Source organism: Nocardia sp. FBN12, assembly GCF_050320175.1.
Lineage (GTDB): Bacteria > Actinomycetota > Actinomycetes > Mycobacteriales > Mycobacteriaceae > Nocardia.
On the sequence record NZ_CP190048.1, the window covers coordinates 6,455,097 to 6,476,386 of the forward strand.

The 21,290-nt window shown below is 67.9% G+C and carries 29 protein-coding genes; 15 read left to right on the forward strand and 14 right to left on the reverse strand.

The genetic code is table 11. The features are described 5' to 3' along the window. Positions 1-15 precede the first annotated feature (15 nt). Genes ACQHI0_RS30380 through ACQHI0_RS30390 form a run of 3 tightly spaced genes read right to left on the reverse strand, consistent with a single transcriptional unit; the run spans position 16 to position 984 of the window. Entirely contained in the window at positions 16-279 is a 264-nt protein-coding gene (locus ACQHI0_RS30380; RefSeq protein WP_427905163.1) for a hypothetical protein, read from the reverse strand. After that, positions 276-488, reverse strand: a complete 213-nt coding sequence (locus tag ACQHI0_RS30385) for a hypothetical protein (RefSeq protein WP_427905164.1) — start codon at positions 486-488, stop codon at positions 276-278. Before ACQHI0_RS30385 ends, ACQHI0_RS30380 begins: the two co-directional genes overlap by 4 nt. Before the next feature lie 37 nt (positions 489-525). Further along, the gene (locus ACQHI0_RS30390; RefSeq protein ID WP_427905165.1) at positions 526-984 is read right to left on the reverse strand and encodes a DUF1877 family protein; all 459 of its coding nucleotides are present in this window, start codon (positions 982-984) and stop codon (positions 526-528) included. A 125-nt stretch (positions 985-1,109) separates the two neighbouring features. Here ACQHI0_RS30390 and ACQHI0_RS30395 point away from each other — a divergent pair, with 125 nt between their 5' ends. Then, positions 1,110-1,757, forward strand: coding sequence for a vWA domain-containing protein (locus ACQHI0_RS30395; RefSeq protein ID WP_427905166.1), 648 nt, complete (start codon positions 1,110-1,112; stop codon positions 1,755-1,757). Positions 1,758-1,761: 4 nt separating this feature from the next. Here ACQHI0_RS30395 and ACQHI0_RS30400 read toward each other — a convergent pair whose 3' ends face one another. From ACQHI0_RS30400 to ACQHI0_RS30410, 3 genes are read right to left on the reverse strand one after another with little or no spacing between them, the layout of a single operon-like run. Continuing rightward, positions 1,762-2,466 (reverse strand): response regulator, encoded by a 705-nt coding sequence (locus tag ACQHI0_RS30400; protein ID WP_427905167.1) that lies wholly within the window; start codon positions 2,464-2,466, stop codon positions 1,762-1,764. Continuing rightward, positions 2,463-3,737 carry a sensor histidine kinase gene (locus ACQHI0_RS30405; protein ID WP_427905168.1) on the reverse strand — a complete coding sequence of 425 codons (1,275 nt, stop codon included), beginning with the start codon at positions 3,735-3,737 and terminating at the stop codon, positions 2,463-2,465. Before ACQHI0_RS30405 ends, ACQHI0_RS30400 begins: the two co-directional genes overlap by 4 nt. Before the next feature lie 10 nt (positions 3,738-3,747). Beyond that, on the reverse strand, positions 3,748-3,885 hold the full coding sequence (locus ACQHI0_RS30410) for a hypothetical protein (protein WP_427905169.1): 138 nt from the start codon (positions 3,883-3,885) through the stop codon (positions 3,748-3,750). On the opposite strand from ACQHI0_RS30410, the gene ACQHI0_RS30415 reads away from it, so the two are divergent. Together ACQHI0_RS30415 and ACQHI0_RS30420 are read left to right on the forward strand one after the other, a co-directional pair. Beyond that, positions 3,884-4,783, forward strand: coding sequence for an ABC transporter ATP-binding protein (locus tag ACQHI0_RS30415; protein ID WP_427905170.1), 900 nt, complete (start codon positions 3,884-3,886; stop codon positions 4,781-4,783). The genes ACQHI0_RS30410 and ACQHI0_RS30415 overlap by 2 nt on opposite strands. Then, a complete protein-coding gene (locus ACQHI0_RS30420) occupies positions 4,780-5,640 on the forward strand; it encodes an ABC transporter permease (RefSeq protein WP_427905171.1) in 861 nt (286 codons plus the stop codon). Before ACQHI0_RS30415 ends, ACQHI0_RS30420 begins: the two co-directional genes overlap by 4 nt. Before the next feature lie 64 nt (positions 5,641-5,704). Here ACQHI0_RS30420 and ACQHI0_RS30425 read toward each other — a convergent pair whose 3' ends face one another. Beyond that, positions 5,705-6,328 (reverse strand): TetR/AcrR family transcriptional regulator, encoded by a 624-nt coding sequence (locus ACQHI0_RS30425; RefSeq protein WP_427905172.1) that lies wholly within the window; start codon positions 6,326-6,328, stop codon positions 5,705-5,707. Between the two features lie 101 nt (positions 6,329-6,429). On the opposite strand from ACQHI0_RS30425, the gene ACQHI0_RS30430 reads away from it, so the two are divergent. The 4 genes from ACQHI0_RS30430 to ACQHI0_RS30445 all read left to right on the forward strand — a co-directional run bounded on the left by ACQHI0_RS30430 (position 6,430) and on the right by ACQHI0_RS30445 (position 8,431). Next, positions 6,430-7,083, forward strand: a complete 654-nt coding sequence (locus tag ACQHI0_RS30430) for an FMN-dependent NADH-azoreductase (protein WP_427905173.1) — start codon at positions 6,430-6,432, stop codon at positions 7,081-7,083. Beyond that, complete coding sequence (locus tag ACQHI0_RS30435; RefSeq protein WP_427905174.1) at positions 7,080-7,400, forward strand: DMT family transporter; 321 nt, start codon at positions 7,080-7,082, stop codon at positions 7,398-7,400. Before ACQHI0_RS30430 ends, ACQHI0_RS30435 begins: the two co-directional genes overlap by 4 nt. Before the next feature lie 97 nt (positions 7,401-7,497). Next, a complete protein-coding gene (locus tag ACQHI0_RS30440; protein WP_427905175.1) occupies positions 7,498-7,944 on the forward strand; it encodes an SRPBCC family protein in 447 nt (148 codons plus the stop codon). 49 nt (positions 7,945-7,993) lie between these two features. Continuing rightward, a complete protein-coding gene (locus ACQHI0_RS30445; protein WP_427905176.1) occupies positions 7,994-8,431 on the forward strand; it encodes an OsmC family peroxiredoxin in 438 nt (145 codons plus the stop codon). 97 nt (positions 8,432-8,528) lie between these two features. Here the strand turns inward: ACQHI0_RS30445 and ACQHI0_RS30450 are convergent, their stop codons facing one another. The 4 genes from ACQHI0_RS30450 to ACQHI0_RS30465 all read right to left on the reverse strand — a co-directional run bounded on the left by ACQHI0_RS30450 (position 8,529) and on the right by ACQHI0_RS30465 (position 10,534). After that, complete coding sequence (locus ACQHI0_RS30450) at positions 8,529-8,981, reverse strand: hypothetical protein (RefSeq protein WP_427905177.1); 453 nt, start codon at positions 8,979-8,981, stop codon at positions 8,529-8,531. Between the two features lie 37 nt (positions 8,982-9,018). Beyond that, positions 9,019-9,792 (reverse strand): CbtA family protein, encoded by a 774-nt coding sequence (locus tag ACQHI0_RS30455; protein ID WP_427905178.1) that lies wholly within the window; start codon positions 9,790-9,792, stop codon positions 9,019-9,021. Next, positions 9,783-9,983, reverse strand: coding sequence for a CbtB domain-containing protein (locus ACQHI0_RS30460; protein ID WP_019044677.1), 201 nt, complete (start codon positions 9,981-9,983; stop codon positions 9,783-9,785). The genes ACQHI0_RS30455 and ACQHI0_RS30460 overlap by 10 nt, the downstream gene beginning before the upstream one ends. A 227-nt stretch (positions 9,984-10,210) precedes the next feature. Beyond that, positions 10,211-10,534, reverse strand: a complete 324-nt coding sequence (locus tag ACQHI0_RS30465; RefSeq protein ID WP_101464713.1) for an antibiotic biosynthesis monooxygenase family protein — start codon at positions 10,532-10,534, stop codon at positions 10,211-10,213. Between the two features lie 194 nt (positions 10,535-10,728). Between ACQHI0_RS30465 and ACQHI0_RS30470 the strand changes: the two genes are divergently transcribed. Beyond that, the gene (locus ACQHI0_RS30470; protein ID WP_427905179.1) at positions 10,729-11,472 is read left to right on the forward strand and encodes an alpha/beta fold hydrolase; all 744 of its coding nucleotides are present in this window, start codon (positions 10,729-10,731) and stop codon (positions 11,470-11,472) included. A 121-nt stretch (positions 11,473-11,593) separates the two neighbouring features. On the opposite strand, the gene ACQHI0_RS30475 is transcribed toward ACQHI0_RS30470, so the two are convergent. Next, positions 11,594-12,472 carry an A/G-specific adenine glycosylase gene (locus ACQHI0_RS30475; RefSeq protein ID WP_427905180.1) on the reverse strand — a complete coding sequence of 293 codons (879 nt, stop codon included), beginning with the start codon at positions 12,470-12,472 and terminating at the stop codon, positions 11,594-11,596. A 90-nt stretch (positions 12,473-12,562) separates the two neighbouring features. On the opposite strand from ACQHI0_RS30475, the gene ACQHI0_RS30480 reads away from it, so the two are divergent. Both ACQHI0_RS30480 and ACQHI0_RS30485 read left to right on the forward strand, forming a co-directional pair. Continuing rightward, complete coding sequence (locus tag ACQHI0_RS30480) at positions 12,563-13,186, forward strand: carbonic anhydrase (RefSeq protein WP_427905181.1); 624 nt, start codon at positions 12,563-12,565, stop codon at positions 13,184-13,186. Between the two features lie 80 nt (positions 13,187-13,266). Next, positions 13,267-13,932: a hypothetical protein gene (locus tag ACQHI0_RS30485; RefSeq protein ID WP_427905182.1), complete on the forward strand. Its 666-nt coding sequence runs from the start codon at positions 13,267-13,269 to the stop codon at positions 13,930-13,932. Positions 13,933-14,086: 154 nt separating this feature from the next. On the opposite strand, the gene radA is transcribed toward ACQHI0_RS30485, so the two are convergent. Further along, positions 14,087-15,487 carry a DNA repair protein RadA gene (radA, locus tag ACQHI0_RS30490; protein ID WP_427905183.1) on the reverse strand — a complete coding sequence of 467 codons (1,401 nt, stop codon included), beginning with the start codon at positions 15,485-15,487 and terminating at the stop codon, positions 14,087-14,089. Positions 15,488-15,566: 79 nt separating this feature from the next. After that, positions 15,567-16,274, reverse strand: a complete 708-nt coding sequence (locus ACQHI0_RS30495; protein WP_427905184.1) for a hypothetical protein — start codon at positions 16,272-16,274, stop codon at positions 15,567-15,569. A 353-nt stretch (positions 16,275-16,627) separates the two neighbouring features. On the opposite strand from ACQHI0_RS30495, the gene carD reads away from it, so the two are divergent. The 5 genes from carD to rlmB all read left to right on the forward strand — a co-directional run bounded on the left by carD (position 16,628) and on the right by rlmB (position 20,919). Then, a complete protein-coding gene (gene carD, locus ACQHI0_RS30500; RefSeq protein WP_019044685.1) occupies positions 16,628-17,116 on the forward strand; it encodes an RNA polymerase-binding transcription factor CarD in 489 nt (162 codons plus the stop codon). A gap of 13 nt (positions 17,117-17,129) precedes the next feature. Continuing rightward, positions 17,130-17,855: a 2-C-methyl-D-erythritol 4-phosphate cytidylyltransferase gene (gene ispD, locus ACQHI0_RS30505; RefSeq protein WP_427905185.1), complete on the forward strand. Its 726-nt coding sequence runs from the start codon at positions 17,130-17,132 to the stop codon at positions 17,853-17,855. Continuing rightward, positions 17,852-18,319 (forward strand): 2-C-methyl-D-erythritol 2,4-cyclodiphosphate synthase, encoded by a 468-nt coding sequence (gene ispF / locus ACQHI0_RS30510; protein ID WP_427905186.1) that lies wholly within the window; start codon positions 17,852-17,854, stop codon positions 18,317-18,319. The genes ispD and ispF overlap by 4 nt, the downstream gene beginning before the upstream one ends. Before the next feature lie 133 nt (positions 18,320-18,452). Beyond that, entirely contained in the window at positions 18,453-19,838 is a 1,386-nt protein-coding gene (gene cysS / locus ACQHI0_RS30515) for a cysteine--tRNA ligase (protein WP_427905187.1), read from the forward strand. Positions 19,839-19,929: 91 nt separating this feature from the next. Then, a complete protein-coding gene (gene rlmB, locus ACQHI0_RS30520; RefSeq protein WP_427905188.1) occupies positions 19,930-20,919 on the forward strand; it encodes a 23S rRNA (guanosine(2251)-2'-O)-methyltransferase RlmB in 990 nt (329 codons plus the stop codon). Positions 20,920-21,290 lie beyond the last annotated feature (371 nt).

A 21,290-nucleotide genomic window follows, 5' to 3' on the forward strand; every position in this document is an offset into this window, starting at 1 on the left:
TGCCGAACCGCATCGCTACTTCTTCCGGATCGGTTCGTTCAGGATCGCGAGTCTGGTGCGGTAGTCGGTCTCGGTGATCTCGCCGCGGGCGAAGCCTTCGCGTAGGGCGCCCACCGCGCCGCCGCGGCCCGCGCACCGTCGGCGGGCGAAGAAGACCAGTGCGATCACGGCGATCCAGAAGAGTACGGGGAAGATCCAGAAGAAGGGCCATGGGTGCCAGCCGCCGTCGTAGTGGTCGGCCAGCAGAGTCAGTGTTGTCGTGGTGCCGGAAATGTTCATGTCTCGAGCCTGGTCTTTCGCGCGCGCCGCGACATCGGCCGCGAGACCCGATCCGGGGTACGTCCCCGCGCGTACGAGCCGCCGGCCGGTATGGCACTCACCGACAGTCCGACAACCCCTTTGGGTACACCGAGGTCGGTCGCGAGCGCGGTGAGCACGCCCGGCGGCAGGAACTCCGCGGTCACCAGCGTGAAGCTGCCGAGGAACATGGGGAGCTACCGGTTTCGGCGGAAAGGCCGGCCGTGGCTATTCGAATCTGCTCAGCACGGGCGAGTTCTTCGCACTGGCGAAGGCCAGGAATGTCGACAGCCCTTCGTAGTGCTCGCGCAGGAATTCGCGGCAGAAGTCGGCGTCCCAGATATCCGGGTACACGTCGTTGTCGTCCATGTCGTCAGGGTCGAAGTGTTCGGCGAGGACGGTGAACGGTGTCGAGGCCAGGGTGCGGGCCGCGGCGGACACCTCGTCGGCAGTCCAGACCCGCGGCTCGCCGTCGCCCGCCCACGGGTCGAGGTCGCCAAGCAGGTCGAGGTCGACTTTCGCGGCCGCCAGCAGGTAGCGCAGTCCATCCCAGGACTTGTCGATGTCGCCGATCGGTTCGCCGGTGCGGTCGACGGCTTCGAGCAGTTCGAACGCGGCTTCGGCGTCGGCGGTGATGCGCGCTGCATCGGCGTTGGAGATGCGGTGGAATGCGAGGACTGGTCCCATGGTGGGAAAGGTAGAAATCCGGCCTTGGCGATTCCTTGGCGACTTCTTTGTGCCGGTCCGACCGGCCGTTTTCGCGGCGTACGGTGGAAATTGCTTAGCCAACCGACACGGGGGTGTTCACGCACATGACTGATTCCGACCGCACACTGATTGCCGTTCTGCTCGATCGTTCCGGGTCGATGCAGACGATCAAGGCCGATACCGAAGGTGGGTTGGCCGCCTATTTCGAGCAGCAGCGGGCGGTGCCGAAGCAGATCGAGGTCACGCTCGCTCAGTTCGACACCACCTACGACGTTGTCTACTCCAACGTGCCGCTGGCCCAGGTGCCGGCGCCGAGTTTGCATCCGAGGGGTGGGACCGCGCTCTACGACGCGCTCGGCAAGCTCGTCACCAGCGTGGGCAGCGAACTGGCCGAGCGCCCCGAGCACGAACGTCCCGGCACCGTGATCATCGTCGTCCTCACCGACGGCCACGAGAATTCCAGCCGCGAATGGACCCACGCCGCCGTGAAATCACTGATCACCCAGCAGCAGGACGTCTACAACTGGACCTTCGTCTTCCTCGGCGCGAACATGGACGCCGTCGAAGTCGGCTCCAACCTCGGCTTCGATCCCGGCTCGGCCATCACCTACGCCCCGGTCGCAGGCGGCGTCCGCGGAGCCTTCGACGCCCTCTCCGCCTACTCCGCCCGAGCCCAAGCCGCCCCCGCGGGCGCCGCCCGCCGCGCCCGCTTCTCCGCCTCCGAACGCAAGCAAGCAGACCAGGGCAAGTAGTCGACTATTGCCAACCCGGGCGGACCAGGCCTGATTCGTAGGCGATGACTACGAGTTGGGTGCGGTCGCGGGCCGAGAGTTTGGTCAGGATTCGGCTGACGTGGGTGCGGGCGGTGGCGGGGGACATGTAGAGGCGGGCGCCGATCTCGGCGTTGGTGAGGCCTTCGGCTACCAGGGTCATCACCTCGCGTTCGCGATCGGTGAGTTCGGCGAAGGCCGCGGGGGGCGGTTGTTTGGCGTGGGAGGAGAACTCGGCGAGCAGGCGCCGGGTGACGCCGGGGGAGAGGAGGGCGTCGCCCGCGGCCACGACGCGGACGGCGCGGAGCAGGTCGGCGGGTTCGGTGTGTTTGACCAGGAAGCCCGCGGCGCCGGCGCGGATCGCCTCGAAGACGTATTCGTCGAGTTCGAAGGTGGTGAGGACGACGACGCGGACCGGCGCGAGTTGGGTGTCGTCGGCGATCATGCGGGTGGCGGCGAGGCCGTCGAGGATCGGCATGCGGATGTCCATCAGTACCACGTCGGGGACCAGCGCCCGGGTCATCCGGACGGCCTGCTCGCCGTTCTCGGCCTCGCCGATCACCTCGATGTCGTCCTGGGCGTCGAGCAGGGCGACGAATCCGCCGCGCACGAGCGCCTGATCGTCGGCGACGAGGAGACGGATCTTCGCGGGTCCCGCCCCGATCGGCGGCAGTTCGGTGTGGTCACTCACGCGCTGGCCTCCGTGCCATTGCTCGGCGCGACAGCTGTCGCCGAAGTCGCGGGTCGAGCGGGCAGTCGGGCCGCCACCCGGAACCCGCCGGACGGTCGGGGTCCGGCGGTGAGCGCCCCGCCGAGTGCGTGTGCTCGTTCCCGCATCCCGATGATCCCGTTGCCGCCGATCCCGGTGCGCACCGCGGTTGCGGTGGGGCGGGTGTTGTCGACGGTGATGTCCACCGATTCGGGGGTGTAGCGAAGAGTGATCAGCGCCGTCGCGCCGGGCGCGTGCCGCACCACGTTGGTCAGCGATTCCTGCACGATCCTGGCCGCCGCCACATCGATCACGCTCGGCAGCTTCTTGGGGGTGCCGATGATCTTGGTGTCGACGTCGAGTCCGGTCGCCCTTGTGCGCTCGAGCAGTGTGTCGAGGTCGTCGAGAGTCGGTGCGGGAGCGCGTGGCGCCGGGCGCGCGGGGGCGGGCGCGTCAGCCTTGGCCTCGACCTGTTCCGGGTATTCGGGCACCACGGCCGCACCGCTGCGAATCGCGTGGAGCAGCGTGTGTACCTCGGTCAGTGCCTCTTTCGACGTTGTCTTGATGGTCGCCAACGCCGCGGCCGCCTGCTGTGGCTTGCGATCGAACAACTCGAGCGCCACCGACGACTGCACATTGATCAGCGAGAGGCTGTGCGCGAGAACATCGTGCAGCTCGCGGGCGATCGCCAGCCGCTCCTCGGACGCGGCCCTGGCCTGCTGAGCCTGTTCGTCGCGCTGCGCCGCCTCGGCCCGCTGCCTGCGCGCGAGCACCACCGCACGCCGCTGCCGCACGCCTTCGGCGATCCCGACCAGCACTCCGACCCAGGCCAGCAGCCCGAATATCTGCCACGCATCGGAATGCCGACCGAGCAGGGCGGGCAGTGGCCACACCATCAGCAGATAGCCGAGGGCGACCACCGGGTATGTGCGCCACCGTGATCCGTAGATCGCCGCGGAGAGGAACGCGATGATCAGCGAAAGGAAGATCGGACCGTACCCGTAGTCGCCCAGTACGTAGGCCACCGTGGCGACGAACGCGACCAGCAGCGCCGGTTCGGGCATCACCCGCCGGAAACCGAGCGCGATCGGCCCCGCGAGTAGCAGCAGATACGCGAACGCGTCCAGCGACCGCACTCCGGTTAGATGCGAATTCGCACCGGAACTACCGACCAGCTGGATCACCGCGACCACTGCCGCCGGGCCCCAGTCCTGAACGACTGAGCCACGCTCCCACTTCGCAGACGTTCCCACGTGTCCAACCCTATTGTGTGCGCGCGGCGCCCGCGTCGGCCCGCACGCGTATTTCGTGCGGGTGGCCGCGTAGTCCGCGCGGCGTAGCGCCGAGAACGCCGCGCGACGGATGCCCGAGCACCCCCTGGGCGCCGATTCTGATTCCCATGAACGAATCGATCGTGGTCACCACCGAGTTGACCAAACGCTATGGCGAGCACCTCGCGGTGGACGCGGTGAGCATGCGGGTCGCGGCCGGGGAGATCTACGGATTCCTCGGACCCAACGGCGCGGGCAAAACCACCACGTTGCGCATGCTGGCCGGCCTGATCCGGCCCAGCGCGGGCACCGCGACCGTCCAAGGCCTCGCGCCGGGTGACCCGGAGGTGTTGCGCCGGATCGGCGTCCTCATCGAAGGGCCCGGCTTCTATCCCTACCTCTCCGGCCGTGACAACCTGCGGGTACTCGCCCGTTATCGCGGCCACGGCGATGCCGAGGTCGAGACGGCACTGGAACGCGTTGGCCTGGCCGACCGGGCAGGCGACCGATTCCGCACCTACTCGCTCGGCATGAAACAGCGTCTCGGCGTCGGCGCGGCCATGCTCGGCGACCCGGACCTGCTGATCCTCGACGAACCGACCAACGGCCTCGACCCGGCGGGCTTGGCCGAAATGCGCACGCTCATCACCGATCTCGCGGCCGACGGACATACCGTGCTGCTGTCGAGTCACCAGCTCACCGAGGTGCAGGAAATCTGCCATCGCGTCGGCGTGATCTCCGGCGGTCGCCTGCTCGCCGAGTCGACGGTCGCCGAATTGCGCGGCACCGCGACACTTCTGGTTCGCGCCGAGCCGGTAGACGTGGCTCTCGACGCCGTGCGCGCGGTCACCGATGCGCCCACTCGGGCGGGCACGGACGGAATCAGAGTCGAAACGAGCGCCGCGATGGCGCCGGATGTGGTGCGAGCCGTCGTCGCGGCCGGCGCGGACCTGCTCGAACTGCGGGTAGACGAGAAATCCCTGGAAGAAGTGTTTTTCGAGATGACGACAGTAGAGGTAGCGAAATGACCACCATGACAAGGGATCTCACGGCCAGCGTCCGGGCGGAAGCGCTGCGCCTCGGCCGCTGGCCTGCGTTCTGGATCGTCCTGGGTACCTGGATCCTGCTCAACCTGACCTTCGCCTACCTCTTCAACTACCTCGCCTACACCTCCGGCGAAAACGGCGCGATGTCGGACGGCCTGCCCCGCGAGGTCCTCCTCGGTCAACTCATGCCCGCCGCGGTCCCCGAGGTGTTCACCCAGGGCATGTCGATGTTCGGCGGCGCGCTCGTGCTGATCCTCGGCGCCCTCGCGGTCGGCAGCGGATATGGCTGGGGCACTTGGAAAACCGTGTTCACCCAGGGGCCTAGCCGGGCCGCGGCGGTAGCGGGACTCCTGTTGTCGCTGCTGGCAGTGGTCCTCGCGCTCGTCCTGGTTGCCTTCGCCGTCGACATCGGCATCGCCACGGTGATCGCGGCCAGTGAATCCCAGCCGATCACCCTGCCCGCACTCGACGCCTCACTGATCGGAATCATCACCGGCACAGCCATTCTCGGCATGTGGACCCTCGCGGGCGCCCTCATCGGCGCCATCGCCCGCGGCCCCGCCTTGGCTGTCGGTCTCGGCCTGGTGTGGGTCCTGGTGGTGGAGAATCTGCTTCGTGGCGTGGCGGGCATCTTCGGCCCGATCGAAGCCGTCACCAACCTGCTCCCCGGTACCGCCGCGGGCTCGCTGGCCGGTGCGATGCGCACCGTGGAGGGCCCGGCCAACCCTGGCGTTCTCGATATCCTCACCCGCGGTGAATCTTTCGCCCTCCTGGCCGTCTATGTGCTGGCCTTCGCGGGCGGGACGATCTGGCTCATGACCCGCCGCGATCTCACCTGACGCACCCCGCGAAGCGGCAGACCACGACGGTCTGCCGCTTCTTCCTTGTTTGCGACAGTGCGGGTCAGGTCTCGAGAAGCTGAGGCGAGCCGACTATTCGATGAGCGAGCGTCGACAGGCCGGCGATGATCTGTTCGGGCGACAGTCCGCGATCACGCTGATGGAGGTAAACCTCGGCCGCGAGTGGTGCGAGGACGGTATCCACCAGCGAATCCGGTTGCGGCACACCCGATTCGACGAGCAGGGAACGCACGTGCACCGACCAGAACCCATAGGCGCCGGTGGCGAAGCGGGCGCCGCCGGTTTCCGCACCGAGCACGAGATGTGCGTGGGCGGCGAGCAATTCGATCATCGCCGTGTAGAAGGCGGCAAGGCGGTCGGCCGGGGGAGCGCCGGGGCCGAGTGGCGGCGCGCCGCGCAGGAGCTGCTCCTGGAGGGCGCGTTCGTGTTCGTCGAGGAGGGCGACGGCGATCGCGTTGCGGTCGGGGTAGCGGCGGTAGAGGGTGCCGCGCCCGACACCCGCCGCCTTGGCGATGTCGTCCATGGTGACCGTGCGTGGGTCGCGAGTGGCGAAGAGTTCGGCCGCGGCCGCCAGCACCTTCGCGCGATTGCGGGCCGCGTCGGTGCGCTCGGTGGGTGGCGGCGCATCCAGCGCTGCGCCGGTGAGCAGGTCGGATCGGGGCTCCATGGTTCGACTGTAACCAGCAACGAATATCTGGACAAGGTGTCCACTTGTGGTCTATCGTCGGAAAATCGGCAAGCGGACATCATGTCCAGTTAGGAAACGCCATGACACACCTGCTGCATCTCGACGCCAGCGCCCGCACCAACTCGCTCAGCCGCCGGCTCGGTGCCGAATTCGTCCAGGCCTGGCGCGCCGCGGAACCCGGCGGCACCTACACCTACCGCGACCTCGCCGCCGAGCCGACGCCGTTCATCGACGAGGGCTGGACCGAACTGTGCGACGCGGTCCTCGCCGCAGGCGCCACCGACCTCGACCGGCTCGCGAAACTCGCCGTCACCCCCGCGGCGAAGGCCGCATGGCAGGTGGTCGAACCGCTGCTGGCGCAGGTCATGGCCGCTGACGTGATCCTGATCGGCACTCCGATGTACAACTACTCCATCCCCGCCTCGCTCAAGGCCTGGCTCGACCAGGTCACCTTCCCGCGAATGTCGCTGGGGGAGCGCAGGTTCGTCGTTGTCACCGCTCGCGGCGGTGCCTACTCGCCTGGTGCGCCGAAAGCCGCGTTCGACTACCAGCAACGCTTCCTGCGCGACTTCTTCGCCGGCCATTTCGCCGTCACCGACACGGTTTTCGTCAACGCGGAACTCGCCAACGCCGTGCAGGATCCGAACCTCGCCCACCTGCGCGACGCCCACGAGGCCTCGCTCGCCGCCGCGCAGGAACAAGTGCGCTCGCTCGCACAGGAATACGCGCGATGAGCTGGATAGTGCTCGGCCTGGCCGGGCTCGTCGAAATCGTCTGGTCGCAGACCATCAAACCGACCGAGAACTTCACCAAGATCGGTCCGACGCTGCTCTGCATCGCGCTCGGCTCGCTGGCGGTGTACCTGCTCTCGCGCGCCATGCAGACCCTTCCGGTGGGCACCGCCTACGCGGTGTTCACCGGAATCGGCGCCGTCGGCGCCATCGTGCTCGGTGTGCTGGTGCACAAGGACCCGCTGAGCGCGGGACGCGTGCTGGCGCTGTCCATGATCGTCGGGGGCATCGTGCTGGCGCGGGCCACCGCGACCGAATGACGTCGACCGCGCTGGTGCGCCACCGCGGAGCCGGTCGAGAGACGCTGTCGCACACCCGATGCGGCATTCGGCCGGTCAGCACCGGTAGAGTCGGCTGATGGACCAGCCAGTTCGCCCCCCGGACCTGTCCACGCGGCCACATGAGCTCACGGTCGAGCGCGTGATGAAAGCCTCGCCCAGCCTGCTCTACGCGGCCTGGACCCAAGGCATGGACCTGTGGCTGGCCGTCCCCGGATCGGTGCTGATGCGACCCGCGCTCAACGAGCCCCTGTACTTCGACACCGGCTCGCCCGAGAAACGCAACCCCCACTACGGCCGCATCCTGCTGCTCGAGCCGAACCGGCGCATCGAATTCACCTGGGTCACCGCCGCCACCGACGGAGTCGAAACCGTGGTCGCGGCCGAATTCCTCAAACAACCACGTGGTATCCGCCTGCGTCTACGCCACTCCGGCTTCCCCACCGCGGCCATCCGGGACCTACATCAGCAGGTCTGGCCGGACAAGCTCGAGCGTCTCGACGAAATCACCAGCGCCTCCGTCTGACCGCGTAGGTTCGGTACCGAACGACAACCTCCGAATCGAAGGGATCGCAATGCCGACTCGTAGCGCACGCACACTCTGGTCAGGCGGACTGCAGGACGGATCCGGGCAGGTCGAACTGGCCAGCTCGGGTGTGGGCAAGTTCGATGTGAGCTTTCCGCGCCGCGCGGCCGACACGGCCGAGGGCACCAGTCCGGAGGAACTGATCGCGGCGGCGCATTCGTCGTGCTACTCGATGGCGCTCTCGGCGGAGATCGCCAATGCGGGTGGGACGCCGGAAAGCCTGGATGTGAGCGCCGATGTGACCCTGGGGCCCGACCCGGCCGGTGGTTTCCAGATCAGCAAGATCAAGCTCACCGTGCGCGGGCGCGCGTCGGGCATCGATGCCGACGGGTTCGCCGCCGCCGCCCTCGCGGCCAAGAACGGCTGCCCGGTCAGCAAGGCACTCACGGGTGTCGGCGAGATCGAGCTGGACGCGGCACTGGCCTGATCAGCACCGGCGTGATCGTCCAAACGGCCGTCCACAATCAGGAAACTGATTGTGGACGGCCGTTGTGGGCGATCACGCCAGTCGAGCGCGAGCCACCTCAGCGCTGGGTGAACCAGCGATGCGCGGCGGGGGTGTACATGGCCGGAATCGCGATGACGACAGCCACGATGTGCACGGTGCGGCAGCCGGCCAGCACGATCGAGCTCTCGGACATGCCGTCGAACAGGGTCGTGTAGTCGTCGATGGACAACACCACCGCCAGCGGCTCGATGATCAGCGAGACCAGCCCCACCACGCCGATGCCGACGGTGAGCACCGCGCGGGCCACGCGGCTGCCGTTCAGCATGTACAGCGCGACCCCGGCGACTGCCAGATAGATGGCGAGCCGAGGTAGCAAACCCGTTGCGGTGGCACCGAATTCGCCGCCGCCACGCACCGCGCGCAACAGTCCTTCCGCGACACCCGCGGCCAGGGCGGTGATGAGTCCGCCGAAAGCGACATGCACGGCGCGGGGGCGAGTGCTGGAAACAAGAAAGGCAGTGCCGGTCATGACAACAGACACTGCCGTTCTCAGCTGCTCGCGAGGATCACCCTGCGGTAGGAACCTGGTCCACTACCGGAGTGCTACGCGAAGCGAATTCCGTGAGCGCGGCGAACGCCAGCCCCAAAGCCACCCACAACGTGGTGGTTTCGGCCAGCGAGGCCACCCGGAAGTTCCACAGCAGGGTGGCGGGGAAGTCGTCGGCCACCTCGTTCACGCCGGGCAGCAGCACGTAGCCGACCGTGGTGACCACGACGAACGCCGCGACCCCGGCGACGAGCCGGAGCGTGTCCGGCGCGGCGAGCGCGCGGTAGGCAGCGACAGCTGCCGCGACGGCCAGCAGGCCGAGTACGACGGCCGCGACCCACAGCCAGGTGCGCTCGTTGATGGTTTCCGGATCGCCTACCGCGGGCGGATTGGCCGGATACTTGAAGAACGGCACCGCGACGATCGCCGCCCATGCGAGAACCGCCGCGGTCAACGACAATCGGGGCCCGGACAGTGTCGTGAACCGGCGTGCCACATTCACCGCTGAGGCGAACAACGCGCCGAACGCCATGCCCGCCAAGCCGAGCGCGAGGAACTGGCCCGCCTTCTGGCCCGACCGGCTGACCAGCGGTTCTTCCTCGCCGTGGGAGTGACCCTCGGTAGCTTCGGGTGCGTGTGAATGTCCGGCGGAACCGGCTTCCTCGATGGCGATCGCGGCGTCCACCTGGGGCTCGCCGACGAAGTAGCCCACTGTCGCGGCCAGCAGGCCGGCGATCAGGCCGGCCAGCAGGCCGCGCAACAGCAGGGTCTTGAGTGATCCGATCAGTGGCACGGAACACCCAGCAGGTGACGTCCGTCGTGCATCAGCTCGTGCAGGAACATCCCGCTACGCGAGACGGCCCCCTGGTCGAATCCGACCAGGTACAGGGCGAGCAGTGCAAGCAGGACGACACCGACCGTGACCAGCACGGTTGCGAGGGTGTCGAGGCCGGTAGACCGGCTGGGTGAATGCGCGATAGCCATTCGGGTCCTCCTGTAGGGATACGCGTCCCACGGTTGAAGTGTGGTGCGAAGGTGCCGGTGTCTGGCTCTCCGGCACCGGGGGACCCGGTACATGGATAACAGTGGCGCGACCGCTCCGGACTCACACCGGAATTACCGCGCACCCTCGCGGATGTTGCCTCGAACTGTGACAGCGCGAGCCGTCCACGTCAATACGTGTACGCGCATGTCCAGCGGAAACGCCGCTGTCAGGCCTTCGCGGGCACGTCGAGGACGACCTCGAACTCGAGCAGCGAGGCACCGGTCGACACCGGCTTGGGACGCTCGCCGTCGCCACCGTTGCCTGCGTGCGCCGCACGGGCCGGACCGTCGCGCCACGCGGCGAACGACTCCTCCGAATCCCATTGCGTCACCACGAAATACCGGTTGTCGCCGGCGACGGGGCGCAGCAACTGGAACCCGAGGAACCCGGGCGAATTCTCCACCGCACCCGCCCGCGCGGCGAACCGCTTCTCCAGCTCGGGGCCCGCGCCCTCGGGAACTTCGATCGCATTGATCTTCACAACAGCCATAGGGCTGACAGTATCTTTGCCGGCTGGCGCCGGGGGTTCTCGGCCCCGGGGTGCCTCGATCTTCCCTCCCTCCGGGTACTCCTTCGTCGCACCCTCCACTCAGTCCAGATCGAGGCGGGCCGAGAACTCGCCTGCGGCGACGTGCGGGGCATGTGGCGAACTCGCCCAGGCCGGCGTGCGGCAGTATCGGAACGGTGTTGTACGACGAAGGTGGGTCCGGTGTCCCGATCCTGCTGTTGCACGGGCTGATGGGCAGTGCGCGGACCTGGGCCGATCAGGTGCCGTGGTTGCGGGAGTACGGGCATGTCTACGCGGTGGACGCCGCTGGGCACGGGCGGCCGACGCCCGCCGAGCTCACGACGGAGGCGTTCGTGGCCGATCTGGCCGAGCGCACCGCCGCGATCACCGAGCCGATGGTGATCGTCGGGCATTCGATGGGCGCGATCCACGGGTGGGTGTTCGCGGCGACCTGTCCCGAGCGGGTCCGCGCGATCGTCGTCGAGGACATCGCCCCGGATTTCACCGGCCGCACCGCCGCCCACTGGGCCGAGTTGATCCACTCCTGGCCGCAACCGTTCGCCGGCGAGCAAGCGGTGCTCGACTATTTCGGCCCGGTCGCGGGCACTTATTTCCTGCGCGCGTTCACCGCGGCACCCGACGGCTACCGGCTACACGGCGAGGTGGACACCTTCCGTGCGATCTCCGAGGAGTGGGGCACGCGCGATTTCTGGGCCGAATGGAAGTCGGTGCGGGTGCCCGCGCTGCTGATCGAAGGCGAGCACACCATCACCCCACCGGGGCAGATGCGCACGATGGCCGAGGTCGTTCCCGGCACGGAGTACGTGCGCATCGAAGGGGCGGGCCATCTGGTGCACGATGAACAGCCGGACGCCTACCGCGAACATGTCGGCAGGTTCCTACGTCGAGTGATGAGCTGAACGCCTCGCCCCGATCCGGACATCACCGGTCTGCTCGGTCAACCCGTCAGCGGGATCACCACGGCCGTTGCTCGCGACAACCGCGGGTCGACCCGATGCCTGGCCGCGCCGACGGTTCGGGTCAACGCGCAGCACTTCCTTCGCCCGCGAGAGCGAACAATCCGTCGTCGGTCTGTTCGATCAACCCGTCGACGAGTAGCGAATCCAGCGCCCGCGCGCGCTGACCCGGATCGCGGGTCCAGGCCAAGTCGAGGCGAATTCGTTCGACCGGCCCTGACGCGTCGCGCAGTACATCGAGCAGCCGCCCGCGGGCCTGACGGTCGGTGCCCTCGTACTTCTGTACCTTGCGCGCGACCTCGGCAGCGGGTTTCCCGGCCTCCACCCAGGCGCAACGAGGCAGCGGGCAACGGGCGCAGTCGGGGTTGCGGGCCGTGCAGACCAGGGCGCCCAGTTCCATCAGCGCCGCCGAGAATCTCGCGGCTCGCGGCACCGGAACAGGAAGCAGCGCTTCGGTTTCCGCGAGATCACGCGAGGACGGATTGCCCGCCTCGCGCCCGTGTACCGCGCGAGCCACCACGCGCCGAACGTTCGTGTCCACCACCGGAACGCGCTGCCCGTAGGCGAAGCAGGCCACCGCGCGAGCGGTATACGCGCCGATTCCCGGCAGGCTCAGCAACACGTCGACGTCGGTGGGGACCACGTCACCGTGCTCGGCCGCCAGCGCTCGCGCGCACTCGTGCAGCCGCAACGCCCGCCGCGGATACCCCAACTTCCCCCACGCCCGCAGCACCTCCGCTTGCGACGACGCCGCCATCGCCGACGGCACCGGCCAGCGCGCCACCCACTCGCGCCAGATCGGCTCCACCCGCACCACGGGCGTCTGCTGCAGCATGATCTCGCTCATCAGGATGTGCCATGCGGTTGCCGCAGGCTCGCGCCACGGCAGTTCCCGTGCCGTCTCGTCGAACCAGTCCAGCAGGGCTTGCGCGTCGATGCTCACCGTTCCCGTTCCCTCTGAGCCAGGCTCTCTTTGCCGACGCTTAACGTGGCGGACTCGCTGGTAACCAAGGCTCTGTGCACAATGGTCGGTATGCCTGGTTCCAATCCGATAAGCGCCTGGAAGTCACTGCGCGAAGGCAATGAGCGCTTCGTCAACGACACCCTGCAGCATCCTAGCCAGGGTGCCGCGGACCGAGCCAAACTCGTCAAGGGCCAAAACCCGCACGCGATCCTGTTCGGCTGCGGTGATTCCCGCGTCGCCGCCGAACTGATCTTCGACCAGGGTCTCGGCGACATGTTCGTGGTGCGCACAGCCGGCCACGTCGTGGACAGTTCGGTGCTCGGCTCGATCGAATACGGCGTCGAGGTCCTCAATGTGCCGCTGATCGTCGTCCTCGGGCACGACAGCTGTGGCGCCGTGAAGGCCACCATCGACGCGCTCGACGGTGGCGAGGTGCCCGGTGGGTTCATCCGCAGCGTGGTCGAGCGGGTGACGCCGTCGATCCTGGTGGGCCGACGAGAGGGCCTCAGCACGGTCGACGAACTCGAGGCTCGGCACGTGGTGGAGACGAGCAAGCTGCTGATGCAGCGGTCGATGATCATCTCCCAGCGTGTTGCCACTGGTCAGTGCGCTATCGCCTGCGTCACCTACCAGCTGGAGGACGGTCGAGCACAGCTGCGGCGCACCGTCGGCAATATCGGCGAGGTGGTCTGAGGGGGTCGCCCGGCCGGTTCGACCCCCGACACGCCGAGGTCATCGAGCGCGCCCCCGCGCGCTGCGCTTACCTTTGAGGTGTGCTGGAACCGAATGGACCGCTGTCACCGGAGATCTACTGGCGCCGCCGTGCACTCGCGATCGGCGTCATCATCGTCGCGCTCGCGATCGTGATCTGGCTCGTCACCATGGTCGCGCGCGGTGGTGACTCGGCCGGTGCGGGCTCCGCCGCCGCGACTACCACGTCGGCGGAGTCGAGTGCGTCCGCGACGAGCTCGACGTCCAGTATCGCGTCCAGCGCGCCGAGCAGCGCAGCGCCGACCACAACCAGCGCCGCCGCCCAGCCCGCGGCACAGCCGTGCCAGGACCAGTCGCTGGCGCTGAAGGTGACCGTCGGCCAGCCGACCTACAAGGTCGGCGACCAACCCGCCTTCGGCACCGTCATCACCAACATCTCGTCCGCGGCCTGTTCGCGCGATCTCGGGGCGGGCCCCCAGTTCCTCGTCTACACCCTGGACGGGCAGCGCAGGCTCTGGGCGAGCAACGACTGCAACCAGGACGACCCGGCGGAGGTGAAGACGCTCAAAGCCGGTGAACAACTCTCGTACAAGGGCACCTGGTTCGGCACCACCTCGCAGCCGCAGTGCGCGGGCGACCGACTGCAGGTGCCCGCGGGCGCGTACATGGTCGTGGCCCAACTCGGTGCTGTCCGCAGCGCCGCGGAGCCTTTCAACCTCGCCTCTTGATTCCGCGTACCGCCTGCCGGGGGCATTGTGCGGGTGCGCCGTAGGTCACATGTTCAAGATGGGTCGATTTGCAGTGTTCGCAGGATAGGCGAACCCGTCAATGGGAATTGGCGCGGAAATGAGTGAAGGGCGCTGATCCGGCCGGTTGCCGGAGTTATTCCACGGTCACCACCTCGCGGGGTGCGCGGGATTTGCGGAGTTCGGCCAAACGCAACGCTGAGCGCAGATCCCCGACCTCGTGAATCCGCATCGTCCCGGTCTTGGTTTTCTCCGAACCGGGCGGAACGAGCGCGGTCGTGAACCCCAACCGCTCGGCTTCGGCCAGCCTCCTGCCAAGCCCGGTGACTTTGCGAACCTCGCCGGCCAGGCCGACTTCGCCCAGGATCACCCAGCCCGCCGGAAGCGCGACATCCGCCTCGGCGGACGCGATCGCCAGGGCGATGGCAAGGTCTGCGGTCGGCTCGAGCAAACGCATCCCGCCGACCGTCGCCGCGTACACATCGTGCTTGCCGAGAAAGACCCGCCCGCGGCTCTGCAGCACCGCGAGCACCATCGAAACGCGGTTGTAGTCGAGCCCGCTCACGGCGCGGCGCGGCTGCGGGATCTCGGTCTTCACGGTGAGCCCCTGCACCTCGGCCACCAGCGGTCGTTTGCCGTCCATCGCGACGGTCACCGCGGTGCCGGAGACGGTGTCGGTGCGATGGTGCAGGAACAGCCCGGACGGATCGTCGACGCAGGCGATGCCGTCCTCGTGCAGTTCGAAACAGCCCACCTCATCGGCGCTACCGAACCGGTTCTTGATGCCGCGAACCATCCGCAGCGACGAGTTCTTGTCGCCCTCGAACTGCAACACCACGTCCACCAGGTGCTCGAGCGTGCGCGGGCCCGCCACGTTCCCGTCCTTGGTGACGTGCCCGACCAGCAGCACCGCGATCCCGGTCGCCTTGGCCAGCGAGGTCAGCGCCGCGGTGACCGCGCGCACCTGGGTGACACCGCCGATCACACCGTCCACCTCGGGGGCGAGCATGGTCTGCACCGAGTCCACCACCAGCAGCGTCGGCCGCACCTGCTCCACGTGGCCGAGCACGATCGACAGATCCGATTCGGCCGCCAGATACACCCGGTCGTGCACCGCACCGGTCCGATCGGCCCGCAGCCGCACCTGCCCGGCGGACTCCTCCGCGGTCACATACAGCGCGGTCTCCGCGCGCGCCGCTGCCCAGCGGTACGCGACCTCGAGCAACAGCGTCGACTTGCCGACCCCCGGCTCACCCGACAGCAGCACCACCGAGCCGGGCACCACACCGCCCCCGAGGACCCGATCGAGTTCGCTCACCCCCGTCGACCGTGCCTGCGTGACCTTGGAGTCGATCTGCGACAACGGCGCCGCGGCCGTGCTCGGCAGCATCGCCCGGCGCCCTGGCGCGGCGGCGGCCGCCGAAACGGCCACCTCGTTCACTGTTCCCCACGCCCCACAGTCAGGGCACTTACCCACCCACTTGGACACCTCGTGCGTGCACGCGGAGCACCGGAAGACTGCTTTGGTCTTGGCCACACGCGCACCCTACGGACCTGTACCGACAGAAAAAGAGCCGCCGCGAAGTTCGCGACGGCTCTTCTCGGAAGTGCTGGTGTCAGTGACCGCCCGCACCGGCAGGCGCCGGGCCGGACTTCTCGTTCTCGACACGCTCGACAGCGGCGGCGTCGACCGGGACCGCCACCTGCACGGTGCCCGCGTCCTTGAAGTTGAAGGTGACGTTGTAGGTCAGGCCGGGGACGATGTCGGTGGCCAGTGCCGTGATCTCGATCGTGGCCGGGTTCTTCGCCGGATCGATCGACGGGGTGTCGTTGCCGGTCGGCGCGGCCGAGGTGGTGGTGGGGGCCGCCGTGGTGGCCGGCGCCGCCGACGGAGCGGCGTGGTGATCGCCCGCAGCGGCGGGCGCGGCCGTGGCCGGGCCGACGACCACGGTCTGCTGCGGCTTCAGCACGAACTTGGCGTCGCCACCAGGGCCGGTGATCTTGATCTGGCCCAGGTCGGTGCTCACGCTGGTCAGCTCGTCGGTGACGATCTCGCTGGTGTTGACGATCGACAGCGCGATCATCGCTTTGCCACCCTTGTCGTGCTCGGCGGTGGCCTCCGGGTACACGATGTGCACGTTGCGCAGCGCGATATCGCCGACGTTGGCGTGGTTGCCGTTGATGGCGGCAGCCTGCGACGAAGTCTGGGTGTGCTGGCCGGCACTGCAGCCGGTCAGGGCGATGCCCGCGGCAGCGGCGAGCGCGGCAACCGTCACCATGCGACGTCGCGCCGACAGGGCGGTCACAGCTTTCAGGGCAGTCACGGTTTGTGTCCTCCATGTCGACCGGGCTCACTCCGTCCCCATGGGGATCGGAGGGTAGTAACTAGGCAGCGTAGTAGTTCACTTCGCGCGGGTGACGTTCGGGCTCGCGACGCGCGGGTGCGGAAGTAACAGTTCGGTGTCTCGAGTGGGTTTGCCGGATCGATGCCGGGTTCGCGCTGTGCGATAACCGGTCGCTGTGCTGGCGGTTAACCCGTTACGGCACAACACAATGCACACCAGTTCTGCGTTGTCAACCCCTGCGCTGGCCTCGTTGTGGCCCTGACCTGCACAGTTGATCGCGCCGTTATCGAGTCGCATGTTAAACTGTGAACATCGAAAGGGGCACGGGACACATGATTTTTAAGGTCGGAGACACCGTCGTTTACCCCCACCACGGAGCGGCGCTGATCGAAGCTATCGAGACCCGCACCATCAAGGGTGTGCAGAAAGAGTATCTGGTCCTGAAGGTCGCGCAAGGCGACCTGACCGTTCGGGTTCCCGCAGAGAACGCTGAATACGTCGGCGTCCGTGACGTCGTCGGCCAGGAAGGTCTTGACCGCGTCTTCCAGGTGCTGCGCGCGCCACACACGGAGGAGCCGACCAACTGGTCCCGCCGTTACAAGGCCAACCTCGAGAAACTCGCCTCCGGCGATGTGAACAAGGTGGCCGAAGTGGTACGTGACCTGTGGCGTCGTGAGCAGGACCGCGGCCTGTCCGCGGGTGAGAAGCGGATGCTTGCCAAGGCTCGTCAGATCCTCGTCGGTGAGCTCGCGCTCGCCGAGGGCACCGACGACGGCAAGGCCGAATCGCTGCTCGACGAGGTTCTTGCCGCGGCTTCCTAGAAATAACCAACAAGTGCGACCTGTCGTAGCACTGGTCCCTGCCGCCGGTCGAGGTGTGCGCCTGGGTGAACCCACCCCGAAGGCGTTCGTCTCGGTCGGCGGCACACCTATGGTCCGGTTGGCCGTCGACGGCTTGATCGCGTCCGGTGCGGTGCACCGGGTTGTCGTGGTCGTGCCCGCCGAACTGGTCGAGGCCGCGACTTCTCTGCTGTCCATGACCACCTCGCTGACCGGCGGTTCGATGCCCCCTGTGCCGGTGCAGGTGGTCGTGGGCGGCGCCGAGCGCACCGATTCGGTGCGCGCGGGTATCGCGGCCGCGCCCGACGCCGCGTTCTACCTCGTGCACGATGCCGCTCGCGCGCTCACACCACCGGAGCTGATCGCGCGGGTCGCCGCCGAGCTCCGGGCGGGCAGCCAGGCTGTCGTCCCCGCGTTGCCCGTCGTCGACACCGTGAAATCGGTCGACGCCGCGGGCATCGTCACCGGCACCCCCGATCGCGCCCACCTGCGCGCCATCCAAACTCCCCAGGGCTTCGACGCGGATCTCCTGCGCCGCGCGTACGCCACCGAGGTCGGCGCCACCGATGACGCCGGTCTGGTCGAACGCCTCGGCGTCGCCGTGCAGACCGTCGCGGGCGACCCCCTCGCCTTCAAGATCACCACCCCGCTCGACCTCCGCCTGGCCGAAGCGCTGCGTGCCGACTCCGCTGATCACGCCCCCGAGGCGGTCGCACGATGAGAGTCGGTATCGGCAGCGATGTGCACCCCATCGAGCCGGGACGCCCCTGCTGGATGGCCGGCTTGCTGTTCCCCGATGCCGACGGCTGCGCGGGCCACTCCGACGGTGACGTCGCCGCCCACGCCCTCTGCGACGCCCTGCTCTCCGCCGCAGGCCTCGGCGACGTGGGTGCTGTCTTCGGTGTCGGCCGCCCCGAATGGGCCGGTGTCACCGGCGCCGCCATGCTCACCGAGGTCCGCAGGCTGCTCGCCGACGAGGGCTTCGCAGTCGTGAACGCCGCGGTGCAGGTCATCGGCAATCGCCCGAAGATCGGCCCCCGCCGCGCCGAAGCGCAGAATGTGCTCGGCGAACTGCTCGATGCCCCGATCTCGGTGTCCGGCACGACCACCGACGGGCTCGGTCTGACCGGCCGTGGTGAGGGCGTCGCGGCGATCGCCACCTGTCTTATCGCGTCGTGTTCGTAGCCCGCACGGGCCCCTGAATCCAGCTCGCGCCGCAGCGCCGTTTCGCCGATTCCTGACACTGCCGCAGAAACACCCCGAGTTACGAACCGGCCGGTCAACCCCACCGCAATCCCACCGACTAGGATCGAATGCCGTGACCTTGCGCCTTTTTGACACCGACACGCGGACCATGCGGGAATTCACTCCGCTGGTCCCCGGCCGTGCCTCGGTGTATCTGTGTGGGGCCACCGTGCAGGGGCAACCCCATATCGGTCACGTGCGTAGCGGCGTCGCCTTCGACGTGCTGCGCCGCTGGTTGCTCGCGCACGACTACGACGTGCGGTTCATCCGCAATGTCACCGATATCGACGACAAGATCCTGAACAAGGCCGCCGAAGCGGGCAGGCCGTGGTGGGAATGGGCCGCGACCCATGAGCGCGCGTTCGACGCCGCCTACGAAACCCTCGGCGTCCTGCCGCCCTCGGCCGGACCGCGTGCCACCGGTCACGTCACCCAGATGGTCGACCTCATGCGGCGCCTGATCGAGCGCGGCCACGCCTATGCCGCCGACGGCGATGTGTATTTCGACGTGCTGAGCTGGCCGAATTACGGCGAGCTCTCCGGCCACCGCCTCGACGACGTGCACCAGGGCGAGACCCCGACCCGCGGCAAACGTGATTCTCGCGACTTCACGCTGTGGAAAGCCGCCAAGCCGGGCGAGCCGAGCTGGCCGTCCCCGTGGGGGCCCGGTCGCCCCGGCTGGCATCTGGAATGCTCCGCGATGGCCGAGTTCTATCTCGGCGCGGAATTCGATATCCATTGCGGTGGAATGGATTTGATTTTCCCGCACCACGAGAACGAGATCGCCCAGTCCAAAGCGGCAGGCGACGGTTTCGCGCGTTACTGGCTGCACAACGGCTGGGTGACGATGGGCGGGGAGAAAATGTCGAAGTCGCTCGGCAACGTCCTCTCGGTCCCGAATGTACTCACCCGGGTGCGCCCGGTAGAATTGCGTTTCTACTTGGGCAGCGCGCATTACCGCTCGATGCTCGAATACTCCGACAAGGCACTCGACGACGCGGTCGCCTCGTATCAACGCATAGAAGCCTTCGTGGGGCGTGTGCTCGATCGGGCGGGCGAGGTGCCGATCGGTAAATGGACCGACGGATTCGCCGCCGCGATCGACGACGATCTGGCGATCCCGAAGGCGCTCGCCGAAATCCACCACGTGGTGCACGAGGGCAATCGAGCGCTGGAATCGGGCGCGGTGGAGACCGCGGTCGAGCTGGCCGGTCAGGTGCGGGCGATGCTGGGAATTCTCGGCGTCGACCCGCTCGACGAACAGTGGTACACCCCCGCCGACAATTCGGCGGCGATCGCCGCGCTCGACGTGCTCGTCCGCACGGAGCTCGATCGCCGGGCGAACGCGCGGGCAGACAAGAACTGGGCAGAAGCCGATGCCGCACGAGATCGGCTCATCGCCGCGGGTATCGAGGTAACCGATACCCCGCAGGGGCCGGAGTGGTCGTTGGGCGCATGAGCGAGCGTAGCGAGATCGATGTGTCAGCGCGCGGCGCGCATGCCGCAGCCGAGCGCCAGCGCGGCGTAGGCATGAGCGGAAAGGCGAACTGATGGCAGGCAATTCACAGCGACGCGGAGCAGTACGTAAGGGCGGCACCAAGAAGGGTGCCGTCGCCGGTTCCGGTGGTAAGCATCGCCGTGGTCTCGAGGGCCGGGGCGCGACGCCGCCCGCCGTCGCGCGCACCAAGCATCCCGCCGCCAAGCGGGCCAGAGCGGCCGAGAAGGCCAAAGCCAATGCGGCACAGGGCCGTCCGACCGGCAAGTCCGGTGTGCCGCGCGCAGGCCGCAAGTCCGACGAGGGTCCCGAGTTGGTGCTCGGCCGCAACCCCGTGCTCGAGTGTCTGCGCGCCGACGTGCCCGCGACCGCCCTGTACGTGGCGGTCGGCACCGAGAACGACGACCGCCTCTCGGAGAGCGTGCAGCGCGCGGCCGACATGGGCATCTCCATCCTCGAGGTGCCGCGCACCGATCTGGATCGGCTGAGTGCCAACGGAATGCACCAGGGCGTCGCCCTGCAGGTGCCGCCGTACCGCTACGCCCACCCCGACGACCTGATGGACCGGGTGAAGTCCACCGCCGAGCCCGCCCTGCTGGTCGCGCTGGACAACATCACCGACCCGCGCAACCTCGGCGCCGTCATCCGCTCGGTGTCCGCGTTCGGCGGTCAGGGCGTGGTGATCCCGCAGCGACGTAGCGCGAGCGTCACCGCGGTGGCCTGGCGCACCAGTGCTGGTGCGGCTGCCCGGCTGCCCGTCGCGCGGGCGACCAATCTGACTCGCACACTGAAGGATTGGGCTTCGAACGGTATTCAGATCGTTGGTCTCGATGCCGACGGTGACACGACTCTGGATGAATTCGATGGCAGTGTGCCTACGGTTGTGGTTGTGGGTTCGGAGGGTAAGGGGTTGTCGCGGCTTGTTCGTGAGAATTGCGACTCGATTTTGAGTATCCCGATGGCGGGGCCGGTTGAGTCGTTGAATGCGTCGGTTGCGGCTGGGGTTGTTTTGGCTGATATTGCTCGGCAGCGTCGGTTGGGGTGAGTTGGTGGTCTGGGTTTGGTAGTGCCTGGTTGGGTGGTGAGGTGAGGCTTCGGGGTTTGGGAGTGCCTGGTTGGGTGGTGAGGTAAGGCTTCGGGGTTTGGTAGCGCCTGGTTGGGTGGTGAGGTAAGGCTTCGGGGTTTGGTAGCGCCTGGTTGGGTTGGGTATGGCAGAGCTTCGGGGTTTGAGTAGTCCTAGAGGCGCTGGCTGTGTTTATTGGAGCGCTGGCGCGCTCGAGTCGCGGCCCCGAGGGGCCGCCGGTTAGGCACCGGTGCTTGCTCCTTCGTCGCCTACGCACCGGCGCCTAACCGGCGACCCGGCCGCGACCGGCCACTTCGTGGCCGTCCCTCCCTAAGGGTCGGGAGTGCGGTGGT